19 protein-coding genes are annotated in these 19230 nt (G+C 68.1%); 10 read left to right on the top strand and 9 right to left on the bottom strand.

Annotation, left to right across the window (positions count from 1 at the left end; all coding sequences use genetic code 11):
• Positions 1–44 precede the first annotated feature (44 nt).
• The 7 genes from PV781_RS21040 to PV781_RS21010 are packed head-to-tail and all read right to left on the bottom strand — an operon-like array spanning position 45 to position 6673.
• Complete coding sequence (locus tag PV781_RS21040; RefSeq protein WP_274777583.1) at positions 45–1040, bottom strand: alcohol dehydrogenase catalytic domain-containing protein; 996 nt, start codon at positions 1038–1040, stop codon at positions 45–47.
• Positions 1041–1064: 24 nt separating this feature from the next.
• Positions 1065–1823 (bottom strand): SDR family NAD(P)-dependent oxidoreductase, encoded by a 759-nt coding sequence (locus tag PV781_RS21035; protein WP_274777582.1) that lies wholly within the window; start codon positions 1821–1823, stop codon positions 1065–1067.
• 9 nt (positions 1824–1832) lie between these two features.
• Positions 1833–3146: a sulfopropanediol 3-dehydrogenase gene (hpsN, locus tag PV781_RS21030; RefSeq protein ID WP_274777581.1), complete on the bottom strand. Its 1314-nt coding sequence runs from the start codon at positions 3144–3146 to the stop codon at positions 1833–1835.
• 44 nt (positions 3147–3190) lie between these two features.
• The gene (locus PV781_RS21025) at positions 3191–4261 is read right to left on the bottom strand and encodes an ABC transporter substrate-binding protein (protein ID WP_274777580.1); all 1071 of its coding nucleotides are present in this window, start codon (positions 4259–4261) and stop codon (positions 3191–3193) included.
• 49 nt (positions 4262–4310) lie between these two features.
• Positions 4311–5099, bottom strand: coding sequence for an ABC transporter ATP-binding protein (locus PV781_RS21020; RefSeq protein ID WP_274777579.1), 789 nt, complete (start codon positions 5097–5099; stop codon positions 4311–4313).
• A gap of 9 nt (positions 5100–5108) precedes the next feature.
• Positions 5109–5891: an ABC transporter permease gene (locus PV781_RS21015; RefSeq protein ID WP_274777578.1), complete on the bottom strand. Its 783-nt coding sequence runs from the start codon at positions 5889–5891 to the stop codon at positions 5109–5111.
• A complete protein-coding gene (locus PV781_RS21010) occupies positions 5888–6673 on the bottom strand; it encodes an ABC transporter permease (RefSeq protein ID WP_274777577.1) in 786 nt (261 codons plus the stop codon). Before PV781_RS21010 ends, PV781_RS21015 begins: the two co-directional genes overlap by 4 nt.
• A 220-nt stretch (positions 6674–6893) precedes the next feature.
• Between PV781_RS21010 and PV781_RS21005 the strand changes: the two genes are divergently transcribed.
• Positions 6894–7949 carry a LacI family DNA-binding transcriptional regulator gene (locus PV781_RS21005; RefSeq protein ID WP_274777576.1) on the top strand — a complete coding sequence of 352 codons (1056 nt, stop codon included), beginning with the start codon at positions 6894–6896 and terminating at the stop codon, positions 7947–7949.
• Positions 7950–7957: 8 nt separating this feature from the next.
• Here PV781_RS21005 and PV781_RS21000 read toward each other — a convergent pair whose 3' ends face one another.
• Positions 7958–8674: an aquaporin gene (locus PV781_RS21000; RefSeq protein WP_274777575.1), complete on the bottom strand. Its 717-nt coding sequence runs from the start codon at positions 8672–8674 to the stop codon at positions 7958–7960.
• Between the two features lie 306 nt (positions 8675–8980).
• On the opposite strand from PV781_RS21000, the gene serA reads away from it, so the two are divergent.
• On the top strand, positions 8981–10249 hold the full coding sequence (serA, locus tag PV781_RS20995; protein WP_274777574.1) for a phosphoglycerate dehydrogenase: 1269 nt from the start codon (positions 8981–8983) through the stop codon (positions 10247–10249).
• A gap of 144 nt (positions 10250–10393) precedes the next feature.
• Here serA and PV781_RS20990 read toward each other — a convergent pair whose 3' ends face one another.
• A complete protein-coding gene (locus tag PV781_RS20990) occupies positions 10394–11074 on the bottom strand; it encodes a DNA-3-methyladenine glycosylase I (RefSeq protein WP_274777573.1) in 681 nt (226 codons plus the stop codon).
• Positions 11075–11222: 148 nt separating this feature from the next.
• On the opposite strand from PV781_RS20990, the gene PV781_RS20985 reads away from it, so the two are divergent.
• The 8 genes from PV781_RS20985 (at position 11223) to PV781_RS20950 (ending at position 19216) form a co-directional block, all read left to right on the top strand.
• Positions 11223–12125, top strand: a complete 903-nt coding sequence (locus PV781_RS20985; RefSeq protein WP_274777572.1) for a LysR family transcriptional regulator — start codon at positions 11223–11225, stop codon at positions 12123–12125.
• A gap of 130 nt (positions 12126–12255) precedes the next feature.
• The gene (locus PV781_RS20980; RefSeq protein ID WP_274777571.1) at positions 12256–13476 is read left to right on the top strand and encodes an amino acid ABC transporter substrate-binding protein; all 1221 of its coding nucleotides are present in this window, start codon (positions 12256–12258) and stop codon (positions 13474–13476) included.
• 113 nt (positions 13477–13589) lie between these two features.
• Positions 13590–14456, top strand: a complete 867-nt coding sequence (locus PV781_RS20975) for a branched-chain amino acid ABC transporter permease (RefSeq protein ID WP_209103185.1) — start codon at positions 13590–13592, stop codon at positions 14454–14456.
• The gene (locus PV781_RS20970; RefSeq protein WP_274777570.1) at positions 14453–15400 is read left to right on the top strand and encodes a branched-chain amino acid ABC transporter permease; all 948 of its coding nucleotides are present in this window, start codon (positions 14453–14455) and stop codon (positions 15398–15400) included. Before PV781_RS20975 ends, PV781_RS20970 begins: the two co-directional genes overlap by 4 nt.
• Positions 15397–16146, top strand: a complete 750-nt coding sequence (locus PV781_RS20965) for an ABC transporter ATP-binding protein (RefSeq protein WP_274777569.1) — start codon at positions 15397–15399, stop codon at positions 16144–16146. The genes PV781_RS20970 and PV781_RS20965 overlap by 4 nt, the downstream gene beginning before the upstream one ends.
• Complete coding sequence (locus PV781_RS20960; RefSeq protein WP_274777568.1) at positions 16143–16862, top strand: ABC transporter ATP-binding protein; 720 nt, start codon at positions 16143–16145, stop codon at positions 16860–16862. Before PV781_RS20965 ends, PV781_RS20960 begins: the two co-directional genes overlap by 4 nt.
• A 78-nt stretch (positions 16863–16940) precedes the next feature.
• Positions 16941–18425: an aldehyde dehydrogenase family protein gene (locus PV781_RS20955; RefSeq protein WP_274777567.1), complete on the top strand. Its 1485-nt coding sequence runs from the start codon at positions 16941–16943 to the stop codon at positions 18423–18425.
• 8 nt (positions 18426–18433) lie between these two features.
• The gene (locus tag PV781_RS20950) at positions 18434–19216 is read left to right on the top strand and encodes an aspartate dehydrogenase domain-containing protein (protein ID WP_274777566.1); all 783 of its coding nucleotides are present in this window, start codon (positions 18434–18436) and stop codon (positions 19214–19216) included.
• Positions 19217–19230 lie beyond the last annotated feature (14 nt).

The raw sequence follows: 19230 nt of genomic DNA, 5'->3' as shown, positions 1-19230 counted from the left end.
CCGCCCGATCATGGCAGCCCCCATCGCCCCGCGCCACCGACAGCCTAAAGACGCAGCACGATCTTCGCCGCCGCCGTGCGCCCGGCGTCGATGTCGGCGAAGGCCTGCGGGCCCTCCGCGAGGGGGCGTTCCTCGATCCAGTCCAACGCCCCGAGCCGGCCATTGGCCAGCGCGTCCACCGTCGCTCGGAAGTCAGACGGGGTGTAGCAATAGGTGCCGGTGACGATGATCTCCTGCAAGGTGATCCGCCGCACGTCGAAGCCCGCTTCGCCGGGTAGAAGGCCCGCGTGCACGATCACGCCGCCCGGCCGCACCAGTCGGCTCGCAGCGGCGCGCGTGGCCTCCGCACCCACCGCATCGATGACGAGGTCGATGCTGCCATCGGCTGGCTCTGTGCCATCGCCCGGCGCGTAGCAGAGGAAGTCGCCGGCGCGCCGCACCGTCTCGCGCCGGCCCGCATGGGGCTCGGCCAGGAAGATGCGCGCCGCGCCCTGCATGCGCAGCACCAGAGCGGCGGCAAGGCCGATGGCGCCGCCCCCCAGCACCAGGCAGCGGGCGGCGGGCAAGGGCTGGCCCAGCAGGCGCGCGCCCGTATTGACCGCGTGATAGGACACCGCCACAGGCTCCGCCAGCGCCGCATGGGCGATGGGCAGATGCTCGGGCACCGTCACGAGGTTTCGCTCGGGCACCCGCACCCGTTCGGCGAAGGCGCCGGGACGGGGCGGCATGGAGAGGATCTGGCGCGACGCGCACAGATGCGGGCGCCCGGCCTCGCAGCTGGAACAGGTGCCGCAGGTCACCAGCGGATTGACGGTCACCCGCTCTCCCGCCCGTGGCCCGGAGGCGATGCGCCCGGCCGCCTCGTGGCCGAGCACCAAAGGCGCGGGGCGGCGGGTGTCATGGCCGTGATAGGCATGCATGTCCGACCCGCAAATGCCCACCGCCTCCACCCGCACCAGCACCTCGTCATTGCCGGGGATGGGCTCGGGCTCGGTGCGCAGTTCAAGGTGGTGGGGGCCGGTATAGACCAGGGCTCTCATTGGGGATGTCCGCTCAAGACTGGTTCATTTGGCGGTGAAGCCGCCATCCACCGCCAGGATCTGGCCGGTGACATAGGCCGAGGCGTCGGAGGCGAGGAAGACGGCGGGACCCACCAGGTCCTCCAGCCGGCCGTTGCGGCCGATGGCGGTCTGGGCGGCATTGGCGCTGGCGCGCGCCTCGTCCTCGAACACCGCCTTCGTGAGGGCGGTGGGGAAGAAGCCCGGTGCGATGGCGTTGCAGGTGATGCCGTGGCGCGACCAGGCCTCGGCGGTCGCCCGCGTCAGTTGCGCCACTGCTCCCTTCGCTGCGCCATAGGGCGCGGAATTGGGGAAGGCGCGGAAGGATTGCAGTGAGGCGATGTTGATGATGCGCCCCCAGCCCCGTTCGGCCATGCCCGGCGCCAGGTCCCGCGTCAGCAGGAAGGGCGCGCGCACATGCACCGCCATGTGCAGGTCGAAGGCCTCCGCGCTCACCGCGCCGAAGGGCTGGCGCAGATTGATGCCGGCGGCATTCACCAATATGTCCACCGCACCGGCTTCGCGCGCCAGCGCCTCGGCGGCGCCCGATGCGGCGAGATCGGACACCAAGGCGGCGGCTGTGATTCCGTCGCGCTGGAGGTCTTCCACCGCGGCGGACAACTCCGCCGCGCGCCGGGCGGTGAGCAGCACCCGCGCGCCGGCCTTGCCGAGGGCGGCACCGATGGCAAGGCCAATGCCGGAACTGCCGCCGGTCACAAGGGCCGTGCGGCCCGTCAGGTCGAAGAGGGACGACAAGGCGAACATGGCTTCCCCTCAGGCGTCCACCGCCGCGCCCATATCGAAATTGTGCCCCGGAAAGTATTTGGCGAGGCGCTGGTCGCCGGTGCGGGCGTGGGCCTCCATGCCTTCCAGGCGCGAGATGCGGGCGGTGACCTGGGCGATGGTCTTGCAGCCCTCCCGGGTCATGCGCTGCCAGGTGAGGGGCTTGAGGAACTTGTGCACCGACAGGCCGGCCGAATAGCGGGCGGCGAACTTGGTGGGCAGGATGTGGTTGGGGCCGGACGTCTTGTCGCCGAAGGCAACAGTGGTCTCCTCGCCGAGGAAGAGCGATCCGTAATTGGTGAGGTTCTCCAGCCACCAATCGAGGTCGGCGGCGTGGATCTCCAGATGCTCGCTGGCATAGCGGTCGGAGACTTCAACCAATTCCTCGCGGGTGTCGCACACGATCACTTCGCCATAGTCGCGCCAGGCGGCGGAGGCGGCGTCGCGCGCCACGGGCGGCAGCTCGTTGATGAGGGCGGGCACATGGGCCATCACCGCCTCGGCCACCGCGCGGGAGGAGGTGAAGAGCCAGGCGGGGCTTTCATGGCCGTGCTCGGCCTGCCCCACCAGGTCCACCGCCACCATCAGCGGGTCGGCGGTCTCATCCGCGATCACCGCGACCTCGGAGGGGCCGGCGAACACGTCGATGCCCACCTTGCCGAACAGCATGCGCTTGGCCTCGGCCACGAACTTGTTGCCGGGGCCGACAATGATGTCCGCCGGCTTGCCGGTGAAGAGGCCGAAGGCCATGGCGGCGATGGCCTGGACCCCGCCCAGCGTCATCACCATGTCGGCGCCCGCCACCTTCATGGCATAGAGCACATAAGGGTGGATGCCCTGGCCCCGATAGGGCGTGGAGCAGGCCACCACCGTCTTCACGCCCGCTGCCTTGGCGGTGGCGATGGACATATAGGCGGAGGCGATATGGGCATAGCGGCCGGTGGGCACATAGCAGCCGGCCACATTGCAGGGCACCAGCTTCTGCCCGGCAGTCAGGCCGGGCATCAGGTCCACCGAGAAGTCCCGCACGCTGTCGCGCTGGGCCTCGGCGAAGCGGCGCACCTGCCCCGCGGCGAAGGTGATGTCGCGGCGGATGGCTTCCGGCACCTCGGCGGCGCGGCGGTCCATCTCCTCGGCGGTGACGAGGATGGGACCGTCCCATTTGTCGAGCTTCAGCGCATAGTCCTTGACCGCCGCTTCGCCGCGCCGCTCGATCTCCGCCAACATGGCGGTGACCACATCCTGCGCGGTTCCGGTCTCGGTTTCCGGCGTCTTGCTCGCCCGCTTCAGATACGCGATAGCCATCTCACATACTCCATTGCGCGCGCCGCGCGTCCGGGCTTGCGGCCTCAGTTGGTCTTGTCGAATTCGGTGGCGAAGGCCTTGAGCTTGGGATCGGCGGCCACCTTCTTCATGAAGCTGTTGTCCACATAGGTCTTCGGATCAGGGGCGGAGGGCAGGGTGCCCACCTCGGCCATGAAGCCGCCGATGCGCGCCAGCCAGCCGTCGAATTCCGAGGCGCCCTTGGCGCGGTCCATGAGCGCGATCTGCTGGGCCAGGGAATAAGTGGGCCGCAGGGCGAATTCCTGGTCGATGGCGGCGTCCGAGGCTTCCACGCCGCCGGCGGCATAGAAGCGCTTGGTCATCTCGCGGGCTTCCTTCGGGTGCGCCTTGGCCCAGCCCCAGCCGCGCACATAGACCGCCAGCACCTTGGCCACGTCCTCCGCATTGTCCTTGGCAAAGGCGGGGCGCACCACCAGCGCGCCAGGCACCATGGCGCCCGCATCGGCGCCCGAGCACAGCACCTTGGCGCCGGCCTTTTCCTCCAGCGTGTAGGTGTTGGGCGCCCAGACCCCGGACACTTCCCCATTATTGGCCATCACGGCCGAAATGATCTGCGCCTGTCCGAGATTGACGAACTGCATGTCGGAGGATTTCAGCCCCCATTTGGCAAGGCAGGCGCGGGCGGCATAGTCCACCGTGGAATTGGTGGTCAGGAGCAGCTTCTGTCCCTTCAGCTGGGACGGGTCCTTGGTGATGGCGGCGACCTTGTCGGCGCGCGTCATCATGGCGTTGGTCTTGGATTCGTCGTTGGTGATGCCGGCGGTGACGAGGCCGAAGCGGGAGGCGCCGAGCACCGCGGGCACCGAGCCGGTGCCGCCGACGTCCCACGATCCCGCCTGCGCCGCCGCCACCTGGGGCGCGCCCGCCGGGAAGGTGACGAAGGACGGCTCCAGGCCCACCTCCTTCCACCATCCCTTCTCGGTGGCGATATAGAAGGGCAGGGCCCAATAGAGGGACGGCTGGTAGGAGATGTTGATCTTCTTCAGCGACTGCGCCTCCACGGCCGGGGCGCCGAGGCCGATGGCGCAGGCGAGCGCGGCGGCCAAAAGGGTCCTCTTCGTCGTCGTCATCGTCATGGCGGGTTTCCTCCTGTGGCGCCGGTTGTCCGGCTTTGTGATCCGGCGCTCAGTGGTCGGCGCCGGCCTTTTCCTCGCGAAGCGACTTCCAGATGTGGGTGCGCAGATGGACGAAGGAGTCGAGGTCCATCACATCCTCGATGCGGCTGTAGCTGTCCCAGCGCTCAGCCTCGCGCACCGACTTCACGTCGATGACCTCCTTGATGCGGCCCGGGCGGCGGGTCATGACGGCCACGCGGTCGGCGAGATAGACCGCCTCCTCCACGCCATGGGTGATGAAGAGCACGGTGCGCGGATTGAGCCGGGCAAGGCGCACCAGTTCCTCCTGCATCACCACGCGGGTCTGGGCGTCCAGCGCGCCGAAGGGCTCGTCCATGAGCAGCACCTGCGGGTCGAGCACATAGGCGCGGGCGATGGCGACGCGCTGCTGCATGCCGCCGGACAATTGGTGGGGATAGGCCTGTTCGTAGCCGTTCAGCCCGATCATGGCGATGGCATCGGCCACGCGCTGGCGCCGCTCGGCGGCAGGCACATTCTTGTTGCGCAGGCCGAGCTCGATATTGTCGGTGACGGTCTTCCAGGGAAACAGCGCGAACTGCTGGAACACCACGGCGCGGTCGGGCCCCGGCCCCGTCACTTCGCTGTTGCCCACCAGGACACGGCCGGAGGAGGGGAATTCGAAGCCGGCGGCGAGGCGCAGGCACGTGGTCTTGCCGCAACCGGAGGGGCCGACAATGGCCACGAACTCCTTGTCGGCCACGCTGAGATTGATGTCGTCCAGCGCCTTGACGTGGCCGCCGAAATCCTTGCCCACGGCATCGAAGCGGATGCTGCTCATCTCTTCCTCTCAAGCTCCGCCGAGACGGCGATGAATGCGCGCTTCCAGCGTGCGCAGGGCGACGTCGATGAGGACGCCGATGAAGCCGATGGCGGCCATGCCCACCATCACCGTGGTGGTGGAGACCGCGCCCTGGGCCTGCACCATCATGAAGCCCACGCCGGTGGAGGCGACGATCAGCTCCGCGCCCACCAGCGACTGCCAGCCCAGCCCCGCGCCGATGCGCAAGCCGGCAATGATGGAGGGCACCGAGGCCGGCAGCAGCACTTCCAGGATGATGCGGTGGCTGGGCGTGCCCAGCATTTCCGCCGCTTCCAGATAGCGCGGGTCCACATGCCGGGCGCCGCGATAGGCGTTCAGCAGGCAGGGCGGGAAGGCGCCGGAGAAGATGATCAGCACCGGCCCGCCGAAGCCCGTTCCGAACCAGAGGGCCGCGAACGGCACCCAGGCGATGGGGGCGATGAAGCGCAGGGCGTCGAAGATGGGCGAGACGATGTCGTCCAGCAGGCGGAAGCGCCCCATCATCAGCCCCAGCGGCACGCCCACCGCCACCGCCAGCAGGTAGCCGGCGCCGAAGCGCTGGAGACTGGAAAGGAGATGAGCCGGCAAGGTGCCGCCGGCAAATTGGGCGGTGAGGAGGTCCGCGAGCCGCCGCGCCACGTCCAGCGGGCCCGGTAGGAAGGTTGGGGCGACAAAGCCGCTCGCGGAAAGGGCGGCCCAGAAGGCAAAGAAGCCGACAAGCCCGATGGCGCCGAGCGCCATGCGGCTGGAGGGAGCCAGGGTCGCATTCATGCCGCGGCTCCCCGCACGCGCACCCAGGTCAGCGTCCGCCGTTCAACGGTGGCCAGCAGCGCCGTGGTGAGCGCGCCGAACACGGCGACGCTCGCCATGCCCACCAGGATCATGCCCGGATAAAGGTCCTGCTGGGCGAGGTTCAGGAGGTGGCCGAGGCCGGCGAGCGCGCCCACCAGTTCGGCGGCAACCAGCGTCGTCCAGCTCGCCTGGAGGGAGAGGCGCAGGCCCGTGAAGATCATGGGCGCGGCGCCGGGCACCAGCACTTCCCGCACGAAGCGCCAGCGGGGCGTGCCCAGCATGCGGGCGGCCTCGATCAGCGGCCGGGGAATGGATTTCACGCCCGCCTGGGTGTTGATGACCGAAGGCACGAAGGCGGCGAAGAAGATCACCATGATCTTGGCGGCATCGCCCAGCCCCAGCCAGAGGATGGCGAGCGGGATCCAGGCCAGCGGTGGGATCGGGCGCAGCAGCATGAAGACCGGGTTCAGCAGGGCTTCTGCCACTGCGCTCCAGCCCATCAGCAGCCCGAGCGGCACGCCCACCGCGATGGAGCAGAGGAAGCCGAGGGTCACCAGCTTGAGCGAATGAACCACATGCACCAGGAGGGTCGCATCCCCATAGCCGCGGGTGAGCGCCTGGCGCGCGGCGATGAAGGTGTCGCCGGGCGTCGGGAAGCGGCCCGGCGAGATCATGCCGGTGACGCTGGTGAACACAAACCACGCCGCAGCAAGAGCAGCGAGCGTCGCCACTCCCACCACGGCCCGTCGTCCGAGCCGCATGGACGTTCCTCCCACATGTCGGCGCTCCATCTGCGGGAGCGTTGGCGCACCGAGGCTCTGCGGCCTCGCGATGAAAGCGCTTACATGACGCTATCACCCCGAGCGGGACTGTCAAGCAGAGGCATGCAAGAAATTTCTTGTCGGCCCGTGGGGAAGCAGGTCAGATAAGGATGAAAGCGCCTTCATGCGCCCATGCACCGCAGCAGGAGGGGACCGCCCCATGCCCCCGAGGACGAAGGCAACGCTGGAGGATGTGGCGCGGCTCGCCGCTGTCTCCACCGCCACCGTGTCGCGGGCCTTGTCCCATCCCGATTTGTTGCAGCCGGAAACGCTGGAAAGGGTGCGCGCGGCCATCGCGCAGCTGAATTACGTGCCAGGGGGCGCCGCCCGTGCGCTCGCCTCGGGCAAGACACTGACCATCGGCGCGGTGGTGCCCACACTCGACCACGCCATTTTCGCCCGCGCCATCCAAGCCATGCAGACGGAACTGGCGGCCAAGGGCTATCAGCTTCTGGTTGCCGCCAGTGACTATGTGCCGACCCTTGAGGCGGCGGCGGTGCGGGCCATGCTGGCGCGCGGCGTGGACGCGCTCATGGTGGTGGGCGCGGACCATCTGGACGAGACCTGGTCGCTCTTGACCACGTCCAGCGTGCCGGTGGTGCTGAGTTGGTCCTTCGACGCGCGCCTGCCCTCCATCGGCTTCGACAACCGCGCCGCCGGCCGGCTGCTGGCCGAGCATCTGCTTGGGCTGGGGCATCGCCGGTTCGGCATGATCTCCGGCCATCTGCGCGCCAATGACCGCGCCCGCATGCGCGTCGAGGGCGTGCGGGCCGCCCTGGCGGAGCGGGGGCTCGAACTCACCCCGTCCCAGATCATCGAGACCTCCTTCACGCTCGCGGGCGGACGCGCAGGGCTCGTGGAACTCATGGGCCGCGCGCAGCCCCCCACCGCCGTCATCTGCGGCAACGACCTCCTGGCCGCCGGCGCCTTGCTGGAGGCGCAGGCGAGCGGCCTTGCGGTACCGGAGGCGCTCTCCATCGTCGGCATCGACAATCTGGAGATCGCTGCCCATCTGACCCCGCCCTTGACCACGGTGCACCTGCCCACCACGGAGCTCGGGCGCGCGGTGGCCGAGCATCTGCTCGCCCGGCTGAAGGGCGAGGCGCGGCCGGCGCGGCTCGAATTGCCGATCGAGCTGGTGCTCCGCCGTTCCGCCGCCCCGCCCCGGGAGGCGCAGGCGCAGGACGCCTCCCGCACCCAAGCGGCGGGCGGTTAGGGGCCACGTCAGTCCGCGTCGCGCGCCAGCAGACCGCTCTTGAACAGCAGACCTGCGGCGGCCGCGCCCAGCAGGGGCGCCAGGATGAAGAGCCAGACCTGTTCCAGCGCGTGCCCATTGCCGCCAGCTCCCACCAGGGCCGGTCCCAGGGAGCGGGCAGGGTTGACGGACACGCCGGTGATGTTGATGCCGACAATATGGATGGCGGTCAGGGTCAGCCCGATGGCGAGGCCGGCGAGGCCGTGCACATGGGTGGGGTTGCCGTTCTGGGTCACCCCGAGGATGGTCACCAGGAAAAGGAAGGTGGCCACCATTTCGAACAGGGCGGCGGAGAGCAGGTTGTAGCCGCCCAGATAGCCGGCCCCCCAGCCATTCTGCCCCAACGCCCCGGGCGTCCAACCGGCGCCCTTTCCGGACAGGATGACATAAAGAACGAGGGCGCCGGCAATGGCGCCCAGCACCTGCGCGATCACATAGGTCACGAAGTCCCGCTTCGACATGCGGCCCGCGATCAGCACGCCGAAGGACACGGCCGGGTTCACATGGCATCCCGAGACCGGGCCGATGCCGTAGGCCATGGCCACGATGGCGAGGCCGAAGGCGAAGGCAATGCCGAGCACGTCGATGGCGGTCGCCCCGGACCCCATCCCGCCGACAACCGCCGCGCCGCACCCGAAAAGCACCAGGGTGAAGGTTCCGATAAACTCCGCCACCGCCTTTTTCATGTCGCACCCCCCAAAGGATCCCGCAGGCGCCCCGCCATTGCGGCGGCCCATGAAGGGACGCTAGCACGGCAAGCTTGAGCGTCACGATTAAGGTTTGGTAAGGCTTTCGGCCGGTTGGAGCGCGTCGCGTCCTGCGCGCATGGCAGAGGTGGTCTGACCTGAGGCCGCAGCCCGTCCCTGGACGCCGCCGGCAAAAACGCTAAGGTCGCGCGCGCTCGGCGGCCCCCTTCGCGGGATGCCGCAGCGTCATACCGAACCGGGGCCCGGAGCGGCATCTCGGTCGTCATCGCTGAAGGACCGAAGATCGTGCACCACAGCAATTCCCATTCGCCGCAACTCTCGCTGGCCAAGGACAAGATCCGGGTTCTGCTGCTGGAGGGCGTGAATGACAGCGCCGTCGAACTGATGACGTCGGCCGGCTATTCCAACCTGACCCGCCTGACCAAGGCGCTGGACGGGGAGGCGCTGAAGGAGGCCATCAAGGGCGTCCACATCCTAGGTATCCGCTCGCGCACCCACATCACCGCCGAGATCATGGAAGCGGCGGATCGCCTGATTGCCATCGGCTGCTTCAGCGTCGGCACCAACCAGGTGGATATCGACGCGGTGCGCGCCTATGGCGTGCCGGTCTTCAACGCCCCCTTCTCCAACACCCGCTCGGTGGCGGAACTGGTGATCGGCGAGATCGTGATGCTCTATCGCCGCATCATCCCCCGCTCCAACGCCGCCCACCAGGGCGGCTGGGACAAGTCGGCGTCCAACAGCCACGAGGTGCGCGGCAAGACGCTGGGCATCGTCGGCTACGGCAATATCGGCTCGCAGCTCTCGAATCTGGCCGAAGCCATGGGCATGAAGGTGATCTTCTATGATCACACCGACAAGCTGCGCCACGGCAACACCGAATCCACCACCAGCCTGCATGAGCTGCTCGCCGCCTCCGACGTGGTGAGCCTGCATGTGCCCGAGACCCCCGCCACCCACGGCATGATCGGCCGCGACGAGATCGCCGCCATGAAGCCGGGCGCCTACCTCATCAACAACAGCCGCGGCACGGTGGTGGACCTCGACGCCCTCGCCGATGCCCTCAAGGCCGGCAAGTTGCGCGGCGCGGCGGTGGACGTGTTCCCGGTGGAGCCCGGCTCCAATGCGGAGCGCTTTGCCAGCCCCCTCCAGGGCCTCGATAATGTCATCCTCACCCCGCACATTGGCGGCTCGACGGAAGAGGCCCAGGAGCGCATCGGCGCCGAGGTGGCGCGCAAGCTGATCGACTATTCCGACAGCGGTTCCACCATGGGCGCGGTGAACTTCCCGCAGGTGCAATTGCCCGCCCGTCCCCTCGGCACCCGCTTCATCCAGGTGCAGCGGAACGTGCCGGGCATGCTGGGCCGCCTCAACGAGGTGCTGGCCCGCCATTCGGTGAACATTGCCGCCCAGTATTACGAGACCCACGCGGACGTGGGCTATGTGGTGCTGGACGCGGACGCCTCGGCGGCCGACAGCCAGCGCGTGCTGGAGGACATCCGGGCCCTCGACGGCACCATACGCGCCCGGCTGCTCTACGAATACAAGCTCTGAGCGATGCCAGGCGCCGCGCCCCTTTCCAAAGGGGCGCGGCGCCTGAAGCATTTCCGAGCGAAGGGGGAACCGGTTCGCGTGAAGGAAATGCGTCAAAACAACGAGAAAGAGCGCTGCGGCATTTCCGTGAAATCCTGAAGCGCTCTACGCCCCGACGGTGAGGGCGAGCGTGCGGCTGATGGCGGTGAAGTCGCGCCCGCTTTGTGCGCTCCAGCCGTTGAAGGCGTCCTGAACGGCGGCAAAGTCCCGCTTGCTGGAGGGGGCCTTGGCCACCACGCCCTCGCGGATGAGGGCCGCCACCATGTCCTTGGTGGTGATGAAAGCGGGCTTGCCCAGCGCCCGCAGCACCCGCATGCCGCTATCGCCCCCCAGATGGCTGCCGCGCGTCTTCAGGAGCTCCAGCAGGCCCACATAGTCAGCATCCGGCCAGCGGGCGATGACGCCGGCGGCGGAACCCTGTTCGGCGGCAAGGTCCACCACCATCCGCGCATTGGCCTGCACCGCCTTGATCTTGGCGCCGTTGCGCACGATGCCGGGATCGGCGAGCAGGGCCTCCAGCTTCTCGTCGGGCATGAAGGCGCAGGCATGGGGATCGAAGCCCTCGAAGGCGCTTTCGAAGGCCGGCCACTTGGCGGCGATCACCTTGGAGGAGAAGCCCGCATTGAAAATGCGGCGGGCCATCTCCGCAAGCACGCGATCATCGGGTGTGGCGGCGATCTCGCTTGGCGGGCGGGAGGGCGTCTCGGCCAGCAGGGCGTCAAGCGCGGCGGGGCCGCCCTTGCGGGCAGCGGCATCGGCGAAGATGGCATCGAACGGGCGTGTCATGGGCGCTCCCCGGAAGGCAGGCGACGTTAAACCGCCCCTGGCGCAGGGAGCAACGGAGCGCGGGGGGCAAGCACACGGGTTGTGATCCCGCCGTTACCGGGGCAACGTCTGCGCTCTTTTTTGCCCAGCGCCCCGGGTTCGCGTCCCCATGAACGAAATCGCCTATGTCTATTTCGCCGAAGTCATCCGCCTGGGCTCCATCCGCCAGGCAGCGGAGGCACTGCATGTGTCGGCTTCCTCCATCAGCCGGCAGATCGCGCGGCTGGAATATGAGTTCGGCGCACCGCTTCTGACCCGCCATCCGCAAGGGGTGAAGCTGGCGCCGGCGGGGGAGATTGTGGGCCAGTTCATCCGGGGGCGCTCCCGCGAATGGCAGCGCCTGAAGGCCGCCATCGATGCCCTCAAGCGGCTGGAGAGCGGGCATGTGACGGTCTTCACCGTGGAGGGCATGCTGGGCGGCTTCCTGCCCCGCGTCATTTCCGAGTTCGCCGAGGGGCATCCCGGCATCACCTATGAGGTGGTGGTGCGCGGCACCGACGACGTGATGATCGCGGTGGCCGAGGACAAATGCGACATCGGCATTTCCTTCCACCCCTATCCCCGCCCCAGCGTGCGCACGGTACGGGAGATCCACCAGCCGCTGCTGGCGGTGATGGCCCCGCACCATCCCCTTGCCGGTCGTGAGAAGCTCTCGCTGGCCGACATTGCGGGCGTTCCGGTGGGCCTGCCCGACCGGTCCTTCGGCATCCGCCACCTGGTGGACCAGGCGGTGAAGGGCGAGCAGGTGGAATTGTCCGTTCGGCTGGAAACCAATTCCATCGACATGACCCGCCAGTTCGCCCTCTACGGCATGGGGCTGACTTTCCTGCCGGCCTTTTCCTTCGAGCGGGAGATCGCGGCCGGAACCTTGGTGGGGGTGGAGGTGGAGAACGAGGCCCTCGCCAGCGCCCGGGCCCATGTATGCGTGCACGCGGAGATCGAGCCGACGCTCGCGGCCCAGCGCTTCCTGGACGCCATGGATGCCCGGATTCGCGCCATGTCCCTCAAATGAGCAGGGGCGGGATACCGCCTGACCTCGGTGTTGCGCAAAATGCAACGCCCCGCAGCGAACTTTCTTCTTCCCCGGAACGCATTCGCTGCGTCAGTATTCCCGTCACACAAAAACAGAGGGGTTCGGAACCATGGCATTTTCCAAGGGTTCACCGCGGCTTCGAGGCCTGCGCCTCGGGCTTGGCCTGGTGCTGGCTGCCGCCTTGTCCACCGCTGCCGCCGCCCAGGAGGTGATCAAGGTGGGCGCGCCCCTGCCGCTCACCGGCCCTCTCTCGCCGGAGGGCCTCAAGCAGCAGCGCGGCTACAATTTGTGGGCCAAGACCGCCAATGCCAAGGGCGGCATCAAGGTGGGCGACAAGGCCTACAAGGTCGAGATCGTCTATGTGGACTATGAGTCCAACACGCCCCGCGCCGTGCAGTCCGCCGAGCGGCTGATCACCGGCGACAAGGTGAACTTCCTGTTCTCGCCCTTCGGCTCCGGCGCCGCCAAGGCGGCCTCCTCGGTGTCCGAGCGCTACCGCATCCCCACCATCGCCGCCACCGCCTCCTCGGTGGAGGTGTATGACCAGGGCTACAAATATCTCTTCGGCACCTTCACGCCCAACGACACCCTCACCAATCCCCTGGCCGACATTGTTTCCAAGTCCGGCCAGAACGTGAAGACCATCGCCATCTATGCCCGCAACGACCTGTTCCCCCGGGCCATTGCCAAGGAGATGGAAAAGTCCGCCAAGGCGCGCGGCATCGAGGTGATCTCGTTCGACGAATATGCCATCGGCACCATGGACCATGCCTCGGCGCTGACCCTCATGCTCCAGCGCAAGCCCGACTGGGTGTTCGGCACCGGCTATATCAACGACCTCATCCTGATGCGCCGGCAGATGGCGGACCTGGGCCTCAAGCCCAAGGTGCTCACCATGATCGCCGGCCCGGCCTATCAGGAATTCATCGATGCCACCGGCCCGCTGGCCGAGAACATCTCCTCCGCCGCCTGGTGGCATCCGGCGGTGGCCTATGACGGCAAGGACATTTTCGGCAAGACGGCCGACTATGTGGCCGCCTTCCAGGCCGAGTACAAGGCGATCCCCGATTATGCGGAAGCTTCGGCCAGCGCCGCCGGCGCCATCCTCCAGATCGCCATCGAGAAGGCGGGGTCCGTCGATCCCGAGAAGGTGCGCGATACGCTGGCCAGCCTCGACGTCACCACCTTCTACGGCCAGGTGAAGTTCGGCCCCACCGGGCAGATCGTCTCGCTGGAGCCGCCGGCCTTCCAGATCCAGGACGGCAAGGCCAAGGTCTTCTACCCGGCCTCGGTGAAGCAGACCGACCTGAAGTTCGGCATCGCGAAATAGTCATGGCCGGCGCGCCGCTGGTGCGGCGCGCCGCGGCCGGGCCTGAAGGCTCCGCCGCCCGCACGCTTTGAAGCACTTCCCCGCCTCGGCGGGATGGCAGCGGACCCTTGCCCATGATCTATCTGCAAATTCTCGTAAACGGCCTGGTGCTGGGCGGGCTCTATGCCTGCATCGCGGTCGGATTTTCCCTGGTGTGGGGCGTGCTCAACGTCATCAACATCCTGCACGGCACCTTCGTGGTGCTGGGGTCCTATGTGGCCTATTTCTGCTACGTGCGCCTCGGCATCCATCCCTACTTTTCCGTGGCGATCGCCGGCGCCGTCCTGTTCGCGCTCGGCTATGCCCTCCAGGCCGGCCTCATCAACCGCGTCATCGGCGCCCCCGTGCTCACCACCCTGGTGCTCACCTTCGGCCTCGACCTGATCCTCAACAATGCGACGCTGGTCGCCTTCTCGGCCGACTACAAGACCATCCAGCTCGCCCATCCCCTGGGCAGCAAGGTCATCGGGGGCATCGTGCTGCCGCTGGACCGGGTGGTGGCCATGCTGCTCGCCCTGGCGCTGACGGTGATGCTCTACTTCGTCCTCGCCCGCTCCCGCATCGGCCGCGCCATCGTGGCGGTGCGCATGGATGCGGAGGCGGCGGCGCTCATGGGGGTCAATGTCAAGCGGGTCTATGCCATCACCTTCGGCATCGGCGCGCTGATGGCGGGGGCGGCGGGCAGCCTGCTCGCCCTCATCTTCCCCATCTCGCCCCTGGCCTCCACCGAATATCTGAGCCTTGCCTTCGTGGTGTGCGTGCTCGGCGGCCTCGGCTCCATCCTCGGCGCCATGGTGGGCGGCCTGGCGCTCGGCATCATCCAGAGCTTCGGCGCCCTCTTCATCGGCCCGCAGCACGGGCTCACCGTCTCCTTCGTGCTGCTGATCCTCCTGCTCATCTTCAAGCCCACGGGCCTGATGGGAAAACGGGGCTACGAATGATCCGCACCCTTCCCGTCCTCGTCTTCATCGCCCTTGTCGCGGCCTTGCCCGTCTTCGGCGACAATTATCTCCTGCGGCTCGGCACCATGTTCGCCATGTATGCGGTGCTGGCCTATTCCTGGAACGTGATTGGCGGCTTTGCCGGCTATCCCTCGTTTGCCACCGCCGCCTTCTTCGGCCTCGGCGCCTATGCCGGCGCGCTTCTGCAGGGGGCGGGCGTGCCCATGCCGTTTGCCTGGGCCTCGGCGGGGATCGTGGCGGCGGTGTTCGCGCTGCTGCTGGGCTTTGCCATCCTGCACCTGAAGGGGCACTACTTCGCCATCGCCAGCCTCGTCATCGCCCAGGTGCTGATGGAGATCGCCACCTCCTGGTCGAGCTTCACCGGCGGCGGCATGGGGCTGAACCTGCCCGTGCTGCGCATCCCGGTGGATGCGCAGGCGCGGCTCTTCTTCTGGTCCATGCTGGCGCTGGCGTTCCTGGCCTTCCTGATGAATCTCGCGGTCGCCCGCACCCGCTTCGGCTTCGCGCTCACCTGCATCCGCCAGAACGAGGATGCCTCGGCCATGGTTGGCATCAACCCGACCCTCTACAAGGTCGCCGCCTTCGTGTGCTCCTCGGTGTTCGTGGGCGCGGCGGGGGCCATGTATGCCTCCTGGGTCTTCTATATCGAGCCGGGCGACGTGTTCCGCGTTCTGGTCTCGGTGAAGCCCATCGTCATGGTGATGCTGGGCGGCGCCGGCACGGTGCTGGGGCCGGGGATCGGCGCGGTGTTGTTTTTGGTGCTGGAGGAGGCGGTGTGGCGCTCCTTCCTTTCGGTGCATGCGCTCGTGCTGGGCGTCATCATCGTCGCCCTCATCTTCTTCCTGCCGCGCGGCGTGCTCGGCCTCATCCGCCGCCGCCGCGCCCGCAAGGTGCCCGTCTTCGCCCCGGGGAGGAGCGCATGAGCCCGGTTCTGGAATTGAAGGGCGTCTCCCGCCGCTTCGGCGGCCTGAATGCCCTGTCCGATGTGGACCTGGCGGTGGAGCCCGGCGAGGTCGTGGGCCTCATCGGCCCCAATGGCGCCGGCAAGACGACGTTGGTGAATGTGGTGACCGGCGTCTTCCGCCCCACATCCGGCACCATCACCTTCGATGGCCGGCGGATTGATGGGATGAAGCCCTACCAGATCAGCCGGCTCGGCGTTGCCCGCACCTACCAAGTGGTCCAGCCCTTCCCGGAAATGACCGTGCTGGAGAATGTCATGGCCCCCGCCGCCTTTGCCGGCGGACGAGACCTGACGGCGGCGCGCAAGCGGGCCGAGGAGGCGCTCGACTTCTGCAACCTCTCGGATGCGGGCGGTGCGCTCGCCTCCGAGCTGACGCTGGCCGGCCGCAAGCGCCTGGAGCTGGCCAAGAGCCTCGCCATGGACCCCAAGGTCCTGTTGCTGGATGAGGTCAATGCCGGCCTCAATCCGGCGGAGATCGACAATGCGCTGGACCTGATCCGGCGCATCACTGCGGCGGGTGTCACCATCATCCTCATCGAGCATCTGATGAAGGTGGTCATGAGCTTGTGCACGCGCCTCGTGGTCCTGCATCACGGCGCCAAGATCGCCGAGGGCACGCCCGAGGCGGTGCGCACCGACCGGCGGGTGATCGAGGCCTATCTCGGCAGCCGCTATGCCGAGGCGCAGGCGGGAGGCGCGGCATGAGCGAGACCTTGCTCTCCATCACCGGCCTCGAAAGCGGCTATGGCGACATCCAGGTGCTCTGGGGCGTGGACCTGGAGGTTCAGGCCGGCGAGATCGTCTGCCTCGTGGGCTCCAATGGCGTCGGCAAGACGACGCTTCTGAAGACCATTTCCGGCCTGCTGCGGCCCAAGGCTGGCTCCATCCGTATGGGGGAGCAGGAACTGGCCGCCGCTACGCCCGAGGCGGTGCTGCGCGCGGGCATCGCCCATGTGCCGGAAGGGCGGCGGCTGTTTCGCACCATGTCGGTGCGCGACAACCTGCTCATGGGGGCCTATCTGCGTTCCCCCTCCGACCGGGCCGTCGCCGAGGACCTGGACAAGGTCATGCGCATGTTCCCGCGCCTCGCCGAGCGGGCGAACCAGGATGCCGCCACCCTTTCGGGCGGCGAGCAGCAGATGTGCGCCATCGGCCGTGGCATCATGGGGCGCCCCAAGCTCCTGATGATCGATGAGCTGTCCCTCGGCCTTGCCCCAAAGGCAGTCGAGCAGCTTTCCGAAAGCCTCAAGGAGATCAACCGCTTCGGCATCTCCATCCTGCTGGTGGAGCAGGATGTGATGACGGCGCTGGAGCTCTCCCACCGGGGCTATGTGATGGATCGCGGACGCGTCTCCATGAGCGGCACCTCCGCCGTCCTGGCCGCCGCGCCTGAGGTCCGCGAGGCCTATATGGGCATGTGAGGCCCGGCCTTTCCCTGTTCCGTTTTGCGACCGGCCCCTCGCGGCCGAACGACCCCGCACGCATGAAGGACTTCAGCCATGACAGCGCCTCTCCCGAGCCGCACCGCCCCGACCACCGAGGCCATCCTCAGCCCCTATGACGGCCATGTGGTGGGCCACATGCCGGTGGCGGGGGAGGCGGAGGTGGAAGCCGCGCTCGCCCGCGCCACCGCCGCCTTCCCGCTCATGAAGCGCCTGCCGCGCTTCGTGCGGGCGGACATTCTCGACCGTGCCGCGGAGATCATCGACCGCCGCCGGGAGGAGATCGTCCGCCTCATTGCCGGTGAGGCGGGCAAGCCGCTTTATGATGCGCGTGGCGAGGTGTCCCGCTCGCTCTTCAACCTGCGCAACGCGGCCCGCGAAGCGCGCGCCTTCGCCGGCCATGAAGTGCCGCTCGACGTGGACAGCGCCGTGTTCGAGTATCAGACCGCCTCGGCGGACGGGTCCGCGCTCAGCCTCTCCGATGCGGACCTTGAAACCTTGTCGAAGCTGGGCCGCCGGGTTGGCCTCGCCCGGCGCTATCCCATCGGGCCGATCCTCGCCATCACGCCCTTCAACTTCCCGCTCAACCTGGTGCTGCACAAGGTGGCCCCGGCCATCGCGGTGGGCAATACGGTGGTGCTGAAGCCGGCGCCCCAGACCCCGCTCACCTCGGCCCTCCTGGCGGAGGTCTTCGCCGAGGCGGGGTTGCCGGACGGGGCGCTCACCGTGGTCCATTGCTCCGTGCCGCTCGCCGAGCGGATGGTGCGCGACGACCGGGTGGCCATGGTCACCTTCACCGGCTCGGCCAAGGTGGGCTGGCACATCAAGGAGCAGGCGGGGAAGAAGAAGGTCTCGCTGGAGCTGGGCGGCAACGGCGCCGTGCTGGTGGCCCCCGATGCCGACATTCCCTTCGCCGCCGCCCGCTGCGTGCGCGGCGGGGTGGTGTTTGGCGGTCAATATTGCATCGGCGTCCAGCGCATCCTGGTGCACGATCAGGTCTATGAGCGGTTCGAGGCCGAACTGGTGCGCCGCGTCGCCGCCTGCAAGGTGGGCGATCCGCTCCAGGAAGGCGTCGATGTGGGCCCGGTGATCGATGAGGGTTCGGCGCGGCGCATCGAAAGCTGGATCAACGAGGCGGTGGCCGCCGGCGCGCGGGTGCTGGTGGGCGGCAAGCGCCACGGCGCCATCATCGAGCCGACCGTTCTCACCGACACCACCCCCGACATGAAGGTGGAGTGCGAGGAGATTTTCGGCCCCGTCGTCACCCTCTCCCATGTGAGCGACATGGACGAGGCGGTGCGTCGCGCCGCCGATTCCAAATACGGCCTTCAGGGCGGCTATTTCACCAACGACCTCGCCCGCGCGTTCCGGGCGCTGGAGGACTGGGACGTGGGCGGACTCATGATCAATGACGTGCCCATTTATCGCATCGATTCCATGCCCTTCGGCGGCTGGAAGGAAAGCGGCCTCGGCCGCGAGGGCACCCGCTATGCCATGGAAAGCATGACGGATATCAAGTTCCTCGTGGTCAATTACGGATGAGGCCCGCCATGGGGGCAGATGTGCGCAAGGTGGCGGTGGCCGGGCTCGGCGCCGTCGGCCTGAAAGTGGCGGCAGCGCTGGCGCGCGGCCTGGACGGCCTGGACCTGGTGGCGGTGTCCGCTGCCGATCCGGTGCGCGCGCAGGCGCGAATGGCGGGCTTTGCCCGCGTGCCTGACGTCCTGCCCCTGGAGCGGTTGCCGGAGGTGGCCGACATTGTCGTCGAATGCCTGCCCCCCAGCCTCTTCCGCGCGCTGGCCGAGCCGACGCTGGACGCTCGCCGCACCCTTGTGGCGGCGAGCGCTGGCGCCCTCATCGCCCATTCGGACCTCCTTGATCGCGCCAAAGCGGGGCAGGGGCGCATCCTGCTGCCCTCCGGCGCGCTCGCGGGCCTCGACGGGCTTCATGCGGCGGTGGAGGCGGGCCTGGAGGCCGTGACGCTTGTGACCCGAAAGCCTCCCACCTCGCTGGGCGGGGACGCGTCCCTTGAGGCGCACTGCCTGTTTGCCGGAACAGCACGGGAGGCCATCGCCCGCTTCCCGGTCAATGTGAATGTGGCGGCCACCGTCGCCTTGGCGGGCCTGGGACCGGACCTCACCCAAGTGGAGGTGTGGTCCGACCCCGCCCTGGAGCGGAACGAGCATCACCTTTCGGTCACGAGCCGTGCGGGCAGCTTCACCCTGGTCGCGCGCAACTGGCCCGACCCTGACAACCCCAAGTCTTCAGCCATTACCGGCTTTTCCCTCATCGCAGCGCTGCGCCGCCTCGCCTTGCCCGTCACCATCGGCACCTGAGCGGCCTCATCCCA

It is taken from the genome of Aquabacter sediminis (genome assembly GCF_028863665.1).
Lineage (GTDB): Bacteria > Pseudomonadota > Alphaproteobacteria > Rhizobiales > Xanthobacteraceae > L1I39.
This window is presented reverse-complemented; position numbering and strand designations above follow the sequence as displayed.

Excerpts from the sequence above, each read along its gene's own strand:
- PV781_RS21040 (WP_274777583.1), bottom strand. The coding sequence starts at position 1,040 with ATGAGAGCCCTGGTCTATACCGGCCCCCACCACCTTGAACTGCGCACC.
- PV781_RS21035 (WP_274777582.1), bottom strand. The coding sequence starts at position 1,823 with ATGTTCGCCTTGTCGTCCCTCTTCGACCTGACGGGCCGCACGGCCCTT.
- hpsN (WP_274777581.1), bottom strand. The coding sequence starts at position 3,146 with ATGGCTATCGCGTATCTGAAGCGGGCGAGCAAGACGCCGGAAACCGAG.
- PV781_RS21025 (WP_274777580.1), bottom strand. The coding sequence starts at position 4,261 with ATGACGATGACGACGACGAAGAGGACCCTTTTGGCCGCCGCGCTCGCC.
- PV781_RS21020 (WP_274777579.1), bottom strand. The coding sequence starts at position 5,099 with ATGAGCAGCATCCGCTTCGATGCCGTGGGCAAGGATTTCGGCGGCCAC.
- PV781_RS21015 (WP_274777578.1), bottom strand. The coding sequence starts at position 5,891 with ATGAATGCGACCCTGGCTCCCTCCAGCCGCATGGCGCTCGGCGCCATC.
- PV781_RS21010 (WP_274777577.1), bottom strand. The coding sequence starts at position 6,673 with ATGCGGCTCGGACGACGGGCCGTGGTGGGAGTGGCGACGCTCGCTGCT.
- PV781_RS21005 (WP_274777576.1), top strand. The coding sequence starts at position 6,894 with ATGCCCCCGAGGACGAAGGCAACGCTGGAGGATGTGGCGCGGCTCGCC.
- PV781_RS21000 (WP_274777575.1), bottom strand. The coding sequence starts at position 8,674 with ATGAAAAAGGCGGTGGCGGAGTTTATCGGAACCTTCACCCTGGTGCTT.
- PV781_RS20990 (WP_274777573.1), bottom strand. The coding sequence starts at position 11,074 with ATGACACGCCCGTTCGATGCCATCTTCGCCGATGCCGCTGCCCGCAAG.
- PV781_RS20985 (WP_274777572.1), top strand. The coding sequence starts at position 11,223 with ATGAACGAAATCGCCTATGTCTATTTCGCCGAAGTCATCCGCCTGGGC.
- PV781_RS20980 (WP_274777571.1), top strand. The coding sequence starts at position 12,256 with ATGGCATTTTCCAAGGGTTCACCGCGGCTTCGAGGCCTGCGCCTCGGG.
- PV781_RS20975 (WP_209103185.1), top strand. The coding sequence starts at position 13,590 with ATGATCTATCTGCAAATTCTCGTAAACGGCCTGGTGCTGGGCGGGCTC.
- PV781_RS20970 (WP_274777570.1), top strand. The coding sequence starts at position 14,453 with ATGATCCGCACCCTTCCCGTCCTCGTCTTCATCGCCCTTGTCGCGGCC.
- PV781_RS20965 (WP_274777569.1), top strand. The coding sequence starts at position 15,397 with ATGAGCCCGGTTCTGGAATTGAAGGGCGTCTCCCGCCGCTTCGGCGGC.
- PV781_RS20960 (WP_274777568.1), top strand. The coding sequence starts at position 16,143 with ATGAGCGAGACCTTGCTCTCCATCACCGGCCTCGAAAGCGGCTATGGC.
- PV781_RS20955 (WP_274777567.1), top strand. The coding sequence starts at position 16,941 with ATGACAGCGCCTCTCCCGAGCCGCACCGCCCCGACCACCGAGGCCATC.
- PV781_RS20950 (WP_274777566.1), top strand. The coding sequence starts at position 18,434 with ATGGGGGCAGATGTGCGCAAGGTGGCGGTGGCCGGGCTCGGCGCCGTC.